Genomic DNA, 258 nt, shown 5'->3' on the forward strand with positions numbered 1-258 from the left:
CCTGACCCGCCGTACCGGCCGTGGCCTTGCAGATGACGTCAACCCGGCGGTTGCCGCTGCCCTCTTCACCCTTGAAGACGGCAAGGCCAAAGCCGTCCAGACCGGCGAAGACGTCATGATCGTCAAGCTTGATGAAATTCAGGCCGCCGACATCAACACCGCCGATGCCGCACCGGTAAATGACGAGCTCAAGGAAGCCCTTAACGAAGACATCCTTGCGCAGTATCTCAACTACCTGAACGAGGAAATCTCGGTCAG

The 258-nt window shown here is 58.5% G+C and carries 1 pseudogene; it reads left to right on the forward strand.

The features are described from left to right. Nucleotides 1-258 (forward strand): annotated as a pseudogene (locus B2T33_RS00225) (peptidylprolyl isomerase); the annotation flags it as partial.

The sequence above is a fragment of the Thalassospira sp. UBA4513 genome (genome assembly GCF_002388495.1).
In the GTDB taxonomy this organism is placed as follows: domain Bacteria; phylum Pseudomonadota; class Alphaproteobacteria; order Rhodospirillales; family Thalassospiraceae; genus Thalassospira; species Thalassospira tepidiphila.